Origin of the sequence: Aeromicrobium halocynthiae, from assembly GCF_039531385.1 — a bacterium.
Classification (GTDB): domain Bacteria; phylum Actinomycetota; class Actinomycetes; order Propionibacteriales; family Nocardioidaceae; genus Aeromicrobium; species Aeromicrobium halocynthiae.
Map to the genome: position 1 here is coordinate 1 of NZ_BAAAPY010000029.1, position 773 is coordinate 773.

General features: G+C 68.3%; 1 protein-coding gene. It reads right to left on the bottom strand.

Annotated features, from left to right (window positions below):
* Positions 1-756 (bottom strand): DDE-type integrase/transposase/recombinase (locus ABD213_RS15030; RefSeq protein ID WP_344330313.1); only part of this gene is annotated, 756 nt, incomplete at its 3' end.
* Positions 757-773 lie beyond the last annotated feature (17 nt).

Below are 773 nucleotides of genomic sequence, written 5' to 3' on the forward strand. Positions count from 1 at the left end.
GTAGAACTCGCGCAGCACGGTGCCGTGGAACCGTTCGCAGACCGAGTTGTGGTTCGGCGAGCGGGGCGGGATCCGGTGATGAACCAGACCCAGGTCCTCGACGCGGGTCCTGAACGCCTTGCCGGTGAACTCGGGCCCGTTATCGCTCAGAACGCCGTCGAGCTTGATGCCGTGCTTGCGCAACGCCTTCTTCAGGTGGTCCAGGAAGGCGGCTGCGACGGTGGCGCTCTTGTCGCCCACGACCACCTGGACCACTGCGATCCTGGTGGCGACGTCGACCGCGGTGAGCTGCCAGAGTGCACCCACGCCCTTGAGGCGGCCGACGTAGAAGGTGTCGAGGGAGACCACCTGGCCGGGCGTGGAGGCGTACATGCAGAACCCGAAAGGCCCCTCCATGGCGGCGTCGGTGATCTGCCCGGAGTCGGCGGCCGTCAGCGACGCCAATGCCGCGACCCGCTCCTTGGCGGTGCCCAGGTTGTGGCGCCGCAGGACTTTCGCGACCCCGGACGCGGACCGGTGCACGCCGCGAGCGGTGAGGTGCCGCAGCAAAGACTTCGGGCCGAGGGTCGGGCGGGCGACGGCCTCAGCGAGGATGATTGAGACCTCCTCGCTCGACATGGCGTTGGGCTGGTGGGGCTTGCGGCGCTCTTTGGGAAGCAGCGCCGAAAGGCCGTACTGCTCGGCCTTGTCCAACCAGCCGTAGTAGGTGTTGCGCGAGACGCCGAACACCCGGCAGGCCTCGGCCACGTTACCGATCCTGGCCGCGTGCTCGA